This is a genomic window from Brevundimonas sp. TWP2-3-4b1 (genome assembly GCF_049897665.1).
Classification (GTDB): Bacteria; Pseudomonadota; Alphaproteobacteria; order Caulobacterales; family Caulobacteraceae; genus Brevundimonas; species Brevundimonas subvibrioides_B.
In genome coordinates this window covers 60,489-67,475 of sequence record NZ_JAFCWQ010000019.1, presented here as the reverse complement: position 1 = coordinate 67,475, position 6,987 = coordinate 60,489, and the positions used below count along the sequence as shown (strand labels likewise).

Here is a 6,987-nt window from a genome sequence, read left to right as displayed (position 1 = left end):
CACGGCGGCGGACCTCGCTCACCAACTCGCCGAGGATGCCGATCCAGATGCCGACCGGCTGTTACTGGATCGACTGGCGGCTGTTGCCGGCGAAACCGAGGCGCTGATCAGTCGTACGAGTTTCCGCTTTGACGCAGCAGAGGCCTATCACCGCCTCGTTCGCGAGCGGATCGAGCGGCTGCGCGAAGATCACATCGAGGGTCTTCTGACGCTGGGCGAGTTCATGCAGCGTCGTTTGGACCCGGCGATGCGGACCTGCGACGCGGTGGCGGAACGTCAGCGCGCAGCCATCGCCCGGATCGCCCGCATGACGCAGATGCTCAACACCCGCGTCGAAGTCGCGGCCGAAGCCACCAGCGCCGCCCTGCTGGCGTCGATGGACCGCCGCGCCGGTGCTCAGCTGAGGCTGCAACAGGCAGTCGAGGGTCTGTCGACGCTGGCCATCGCCTATTATACCGTTGGCCTGATGCTGTTACCTTTGAAGGGGCTGGAGCGCATCTGGACCCAATTCGACGCCACGCTCGGCGCGGGCTTGCTCACCCCGTTTGTATTGGCGGGGGTCTGGCTTGGACTACGGGCATGGCGCGAGCAATTCGCCCATGAGGGCTGACAAGCCAGGTCCGCCAGGGCGAATTTCGCCGGTTATCTTCGCCGGCAAAAGTGGACGGTGTTGCGCCGCCCCGGGTACCGAAAGGTCAACCTGGCCAGATCGAGGGTCGCCCGACCCCGCCCGGACAGGGTTGCCCCCTCTGCCAAAACAGGCATGCGTCGGCGCGAAACAGTATTCCTCAATGTCGCGGGCCTGAGTCCAGACCCGAAGTACAGCCTGACGACCTCGCAGATCACCCCTGCGGGAAACAGGTTCAGCTCGAGCGGAACCGGCTTGCGAAACACTAGCCCCGTCAGCCGCCGAATCCGCCTTTGGCGGAGACTACCTGGCGTTTGCACGACAGCCCCCCCGGAGGGCCTCGGTCGGGCAGCTACTTTTGAGGCTGGAAAGCTCTGCCGCGATTGCCAATCATCACCCAACCAGCATTTGTGGGTTGATACCCCCCCCTTGGCTTGGCGACGGCGAGCCCCAGCACGGCCAGCTCCGGACCCCGGCCTACGTTCGCCACGCGATCCGGATCGACCATGTCGAGCAGCGCATCAATGCGTTCGGGGTCTGTCATCATCATGAATCTCGGCGAAGGCGTGTGGGGGATAACGTAGCGGCTCCCCCCATAGCCTATTCCCCGTTCCATGGCGGCGGAAGTTGGCCTGCCTTGAACAGGATCGTGGGATTCTCGTCATAATCACCCATCTCGGTGTCTGCGGAGACGGCGAACGCGACCACGCCCAGCCTGAGCGGTGCGAGACGTTCGGCTTTCCGGCGGGCTTCCTCAGCGGAAGTGCAGCCCATCTGCTGCTCAGCCTTCAGGCCTTTTCCGCGCCCCTGGACGTAGGCCTGGATGATGTAGACGGTCTCGACAGCCATGGGTTCAGCTCCGGTGCGATGGGCCGCCTTATAGGCACGCCGCCGGCTGAACGGGGCCGCAAAAGGCGACCTGCGCGCGGCGGCTATCGTTAAGCTCCTTACGTGGGACCCGTAGCACTCAAACGAAATCTGACGGGTTTGCGCCGAACAGCACGGCGCCTGGACGGTCACTATGCGATCTCCACGCTGATCAACGCCGTCAAGGGGCTCCTGCAGGCGCTCAAACAGACCGTTTCGTCCCGGCGCCGGCGTAGCGAGGGTGCCCGGCAGAGCCACCTCAGGCGCCGGGCAAGGAGCGGTCCAATTTTGATCGTCCAGCACCGGCCGGAGATCTTCTGGCGTTCGCCTGACGGCGCCAGGGGCCGTTCGCCGGTTGAGCCGCATCCGGCCCACCCGTGCTAGCGTAGTTTACAACGTTCAGCCGAGGGCGGCGTGATGAAATCCACCGCACGTTCTGCGTGCCACCGGGTCATTGCGTCGTCCTCAGCGACCAACTGGGACAGACGATGACCGACACACCCGGCGTGATCGAAACGGCTTCGTTCGGCGAAGCCAGGCCGCCCTGGGTGGCCCCCCTGATCGGAGCCCTGTCTTCGCTTTGGCGAGTCGGCCGCCTTGTGATCGTCGATCCTGCGGGACGCTCGCTGGCGGTCGGCCCCGGGTCGTCCCAGGCCGTCGTGTGGCGTATCCGGAACTGGCGAGCATTCTCGCGGATGCTCAAGCGCGGGGATATCGGGTTCGCGGAAGGCTATGTGGCCGGGGATTGGGACACGCCGGACCTCCCTGCTCTCCTCCTGGCTTTCGCAGACAACTACGACCACCTCGGCCGCCTTGTGGGCGGCAACCCGGTCGCACGCGCGATCGACGCGATCCGCCATGCGTTCTCGTCGAACACCCGCAAGGGCTCGCGGCGAAACATCGTCGCCCACTACGACCTTGGCAACGATTTCTACGCCCGGTGGCTGGATCGGGGGATGACCTACTCCTCGGGCCTGTTCGCCTCTCCGGACCAGACCTTGGAGGAGGCCCAGACCGCCAAATACGCGGCCGTGGCCGACGCAGCCGATATCCGCCCCGGCCAGTCAGTTCTTGAGATCGGCTGCGGCTGGGGCGGGTTCGCCGAGTATCTGGCTCGCGAGCGCGGCGTTCATGTCACGGCCATCACCCTTTCGCCATCCCAGAAGGCCTTTGCCGAGCAGCGCATCGCTCAAGCCGGTCTGAACGATCAGGTCTCGATCCAGTTGATCGACTACCGCGACGTGCCGGGATCGTTTGATCGCGTCGTCTCCGTCGAAATGTTCGAGGCGGTGGGCGAGGCCTACTGGCCGACCTTCTTCGAGACGGTCCGCGCCCGGCTCGCGCCCGGCGGCCGAGCCGGGCTGCAGATCATTACGATCCGGGACGACCTGCTCGCGACCTATCGCCGGCGACCCGACTTCATCCAGATGTACGTCTTCCCGGGCGGAATGCTGCCGTCCGAGACGCGGCTGGCGCGGGCTGTCGGCGCCGCCGGACTGGAGGGACGGGTGGTTCGCCGCTTCGGCGCCGACTATGCGGAAACCCTTCGCCGCTGGCGGGTCGCCTTCGACACCGGCTCCGCCGCGGGCAAGGATGAGCGATTCTGCAATCTGTGGCGCTACTACCTCGCCTACTGCGAGGCCGGGTTCCGCTCGGGGCGGACGAACGTCGTCCACATGACCCTCTCCCGCGACTGATCGCCGATCGGCATCCGGAGCGGGCGTCCGCGCGTAGTTGCACAGGCCCAAAGTTCGACCACAGGCAGCTCAATGTTCGACCGCACCCTCGACGCAACGACCGGCCCGAAGCGGCGCATCGCGGTGGTGGGTGCGGGCATCGCCGGCCTGTCGGCGGCCTGGCTGCTGTCGCGGCGCCACGAGGTGGTGCTGTTCGAGACCGAAAACCGGCTGGGCGGCCATTCCTGCACCGTCGACGCGCCGTCTCCGGATGGACCTATCGCGGTGGACACCGGCTTCATTGTCTACAATGAGCCGAACTATCCGAACTTTACGGCCCTGCTCGACCATCTCGGCGTGGCGAGCAAAGCGGCGCATATGTCGTTCGCCGTCTCGATGAACGCGGGCGGTTTCGAATACTCCAGCCATGGCGCGCGCGGCCTGTTCGCCCAGAAGCGCAACCTCGCCAGCCCCCGGTTCTGGGGCATGCTGATAGATCTGAAGCGGTTTCACCGGACCGCCGCCGGCGACCTGGCTGAACTGGATCGGTCGCTGTGCTCACTGGGCCGCTACCTGGACGACCGCAAATACGGCGACAGCTTCCGCGACCTGCATCTGCTGCCCCAGGCCGCCGCGATCTGGTCGTCGACGCCGCGCCAGATGGCGGACTATCCGGCCGCCGCCTTCATCCGCTTCTATCGCAACCACCGCCTGCTTGAAGTCGACATGGAGCCAACCTGGCGCACGGTCGCGGGCGGCAGCCGTCGATATGTCGAGGCGCTCGCCGCCGACTTCCGGGGGCAGGTTCGCCTGAACGAGCCGGTCTCTCGCATCGAGCGCGGCGCCGATGGCGCGACCCTGCATACTCGCCGTGGCGCGGAACGGTTCGACGCGGTGGTTCTGGCCGTTCACTCGGATCAGGCCCTGGCCCTCCTGGCCGAACCAGGCGCGGACGAACGACGCCTGCTCCAGCCCATGGCCTACGGTCGCAACCGCGTCGTCCTGCACCGCGACCGCAGCTTCATGCCGCGCCGCCGCAGCGCCTGGGCCGCCTGGAACTACGTCGGCGCCGGCCGGGCCGATGCGGTGGGCGCCGCCAGCGTCACCTACTGGATGAACCTGTTGCAGGGGCTTTCCGGACCGGAACTGTTCGTGACCTTGAACCCCGAACGTGAGCCAGATCCGGCCCTGGTGCTCGCTGACCGCGACTTCGATCACCCCATTTTCAATGCGGATGCGATGCTCGCCCAGCGCGGCCTCGGTTCGCTGCAGGGACGGAACAACACCTGGTTCTGCGGCGCGTGGTTCGGCTCGGGCTTCCACGAGGACGGTCTCCAGGCCGGACTGGCTGTCGCCGAAGACATTGGCGGCGTTCGCAGGCCCTGGAGCGTGCCAAACGAAAGCGACCGAATCCCCATGCCCATTCCCACCCTCGAGCCCCTGGCGGACCGGTGATCACGGGGCTGAGATCGGGAATCTACTCGGGTCCGGTGTTTCACCGCCGCCTGCGCCCCCGCGTCCATGCGCTGCGCTATCGGCTGTTCATGCTGCTGATCGACCTCGATGAATGGGATGATCTGGTCGGCCGTCTGCGGTGGCTCGGGTCCGGGCGGTTCGGCCTGATGAGCCTGCGACAGAGCGATCACGGCGATGGCTCCGCCATGCCCCTGAAAGTCCAGATCGAACAGCGGATGCGCGCTGCGGGCCTCGCAACCGGCGGGCGGGTGCAACTGCTGACCCTGCCGCGGATCCTCGGCTACGCCTTCAACCCGCTCAGCGTCTATTTCTGCCATGCCGAAAACGGTCGGCTGAGCGCCATCCTTTACGAGGTGTCCAACACCTTTGGCGGCCGCCACGCCTATCTGATGCCGGTCGGCGCCGCCCCGGGGCCTTTGCGGCAGTCGGTCGAGAAGGCCTTCCACGTCTCGCCGTTCATGGACATGGACCTGACCTACCGGTTCGAGGTTGATCCGCCTCAGAGCGAGCCGGCGGAGATCGCCCGTGTCTCCATCACTGTGGACGACGCCAACGGCCCCTTGTTGCTGACCGGCTTCTCGGGCCTCCGCTCCGAGATCACCGACGCCAGCCTGCGCCGCGCCTGGCTCGGCCATCCCTTGCTCACGCTCAAGGTCATCGCCGGCATCCACTGGGAGGCGGTTCGCCTTCTTCTCAAGGGCCTGCGTCTGCGCGGCGGGGTCACGCCTTCCCATCCCGTCACGGTCGGGGGACCGTCCGAAACCTCCACCGGAGCCTGACATGCCTAGATTCACCCTGCCGCTCGCGGCCACCCTTATTATGATGAGCGCCACGGCCGCCTCTGCAGAGGCGCCGGAACCCAGACGCGCGATCGACCTCGACCGCTTCATGGGGCGCTGGCACGAGATCCTGCGCACGCCGAACGACCATCAGCGCGACTGCTGGGCCGCCAGCCAGGTCTGGAGCCGCCGCGCGCCCAATGACTTCTCGATCAGCCAGACCTGTCACCGGGGTGCTCGCGACGGTCGCGTCACCACCGTCAACACGCGGGCCCGCGTCACCGACACCACGACCAACGCCAAGTTCGAGGCCAGCTTTTTCGCCGGACTGATCCGCCAGCGCTACTGGGTCATCGACGTCGCCCCCGACTACAGCTGGATGATCGCCACCACCGCCGACGGCCGGTTCCCCGCCCTACTGTCGCGCAGTCCGACCATGAGCGCGGCTGAACAGACCCGTCTGCGCAACCGCATGGCCGAGCTCGGCCTCCCGAACCGCCAGCTGATCCAGCGCTGAACCTGAAGGACCACACCTATGAGCCTCCTCGCCCAACGCGTGAACAAGCTTCAGGACGCGCCCTTCCCCGACTTCATCACTCGCCCCGCCATCGCGCTTCTGGTTGCGACCGCGCGCAAGGGATACGCATCCGCCCCCGAAGATGAGGCCGGGTTCGCCCGCGAGATGGCTGACCGGCCTGTCGCCGAACACACGGACGCCGCCAACCAGCAGCACTATGAACTGCCCGCCCGGTTCTTCCAGCTCTGCCTCGGCGCGCACCGGAAATACTCCAGCTGTTTCTACGAGACGCCGGACGCCACGCTCGACGACGCGGAGGCGTCGTCGCTGCGGATGACCTGCGAGCACGCGGACCTGAACGACGGTCAGGCGATCCTGGAGCTCGGCTGTGGCTGGGGCTCGCTGTCACTGTGGATGGCCGAACACTACCCCGCCTCGACCATCACGGCCGTGTCGAACTCCCGCAGTCAGAAGGCCTTCATCGACGCGGAGGCCGCCGCGCGCGGCCTGACGAACCTGACGATCGTCACCGCGGACATGAACGTCTTCGATATCGACAAAACCTTCGACCGGATCGTCTCGGTGGAGATGTTTGAGCATATGGCCAACTGGCGCGCCCTGCTGACCAGGGCCCGGACCTGGTTGAGGCCGGACGGGCGGATGTTCCTGCACGTCTTCAGCCACATCGACGCCCCCTACCGCTTCGAGGTCTCGGACGACGCCGACTTCATCGCCCAGCATTTCTTCACCGGCGGGGTGATGCCCAGCCACAACCTGATCCGCCAGTACGCCGACCTGTTCGAGGTCGAGCAGGACTGGCGCTGGAGCGGGATCCACTATCAGCGCACGGCAGACGACTGGCTGAATAATTTCGACAACAACGTCGACGAGATCCGGGGTCTGATGAAGGAGGTCTACGGCGTCGATCACGCTCTCTGGATGCGACGCTGGCGCCGCTTTTTCATGGCGACGGCCGGCCTGTTTGGCGATAGCGATGGAATGGTCTGGGGCGTCAGCCACTACCGCCTGAAGGGGATCTGAACC

Annotated in this window: 8 protein-coding genes; 6 read left to right on the top strand and 2 right to left on the bottom strand. The window is 66.2% G+C overall.

The features are described 5' to 3' along the window. A partial coding sequence (locus tag ACP7A5_RS13885; protein ID WP_426042468.1) for a DUF3422 family protein occupies positions 1-610 on the top strand: 610 nt, incomplete at its 5' end. Between the two features lie 370 nt (positions 611-980). On the opposite strand, the gene ACP7A5_RS13880 is transcribed toward ACP7A5_RS13885, so the two are convergent. Together ACP7A5_RS13880 and ACP7A5_RS13875 are read right to left on the bottom strand one after the other, a co-directional pair. After that, positions 981-1,178 (bottom strand): hypothetical protein, encoded by a 198-nt coding sequence (locus tag ACP7A5_RS13880; RefSeq protein ID WP_426042467.1) that lies wholly within the window; start codon positions 1,176-1,178, stop codon positions 981-983. Between the two features lie 50 nt (positions 1,179-1,228). After that, entirely contained in the window at positions 1,229-1,477 is a 249-nt protein-coding gene (locus ACP7A5_RS13875) for a hypothetical protein (RefSeq protein WP_303694889.1), read from the bottom strand. A gap of 506 nt (positions 1,478-1,983) precedes the next feature. Here ACP7A5_RS13875 and ACP7A5_RS13870 point away from each other — a divergent pair. From ACP7A5_RS13870 to ACP7A5_RS13850, 5 genes are all read left to right on the top strand, one after another. Beyond that, complete coding sequence (locus ACP7A5_RS13870) at positions 1,984-3,192, top strand: class I SAM-dependent methyltransferase (protein ID WP_426042466.1); 1,209 nt, start codon at positions 1,984-1,986, stop codon at positions 3,190-3,192. A gap of 72 nt (positions 3,193-3,264) precedes the next feature. Continuing rightward, complete coding sequence (locus ACP7A5_RS13865; RefSeq protein WP_426042465.1) at positions 3,265-4,626, top strand: NAD(P)/FAD-dependent oxidoreductase; 1,362 nt, start codon at positions 3,265-3,267, stop codon at positions 4,624-4,626. Beyond that, positions 4,623-5,426: a DUF1365 domain-containing protein gene (locus tag ACP7A5_RS13860; protein WP_426042464.1), complete on the top strand. Its 804-nt coding sequence runs from the start codon at positions 4,623-4,625 to the stop codon at positions 5,424-5,426. The genes ACP7A5_RS13865 and ACP7A5_RS13860 overlap by 4 nt, the downstream gene beginning before the upstream one ends. Before the next feature lies 1 nt (position 5,427). Then, positions 5,428-5,943, top strand: coding sequence for a lipocalin family protein (locus ACP7A5_RS13855; RefSeq protein ID WP_426042463.1), 516 nt, complete (start codon positions 5,428-5,430; stop codon positions 5,941-5,943). Between the two features lie 18 nt (positions 5,944-5,961). Next, positions 5,962-6,984, top strand: coding sequence for an SAM-dependent methyltransferase (locus tag ACP7A5_RS13850; protein ID WP_426042462.1), 1,023 nt, complete (start codon positions 5,962-5,964; stop codon positions 6,982-6,984). Positions 6,985-6,987: the final 3 nt, after the last annotated feature.

Coding starts and splice junctions, on each gene's coding strand:
- ACP7A5_RS13855 (WP_426042463.1), top strand. CDS start 5,428: ATGCCTAGATTCACCCTGCCGCTCGCGGCCACCCTTATTATGATGAGC.
- ACP7A5_RS13870 (WP_426042466.1), top strand. CDS start 1,984: ATGACCGACACACCCGGCGTGATCGAAACGGCTTCGTTCGGCGAAGCC.
- ACP7A5_RS13875 (WP_303694889.1), bottom strand. CDS start 1,477: ATGGCTGTCGAGACCGTCTACATCATCCAGGCCTACGTCCAGGGGCGC.
- ACP7A5_RS13865 (WP_426042465.1), top strand. CDS start 3,265: ATGTTCGACCGCACCCTCGACGCAACGACCGGCCCGAAGCGGCGCATC.
- ACP7A5_RS13850 (WP_426042462.1), top strand. CDS start 5,962: ATGAGCCTCCTCGCCCAACGCGTGAACAAGCTTCAGGACGCGCCCTTC.
- ACP7A5_RS13880 (WP_426042467.1), bottom strand. CDS start 1,178: ATGATGATGACAGACCCCGAACGCATTGATGCGCTGCTCGACATGGTC.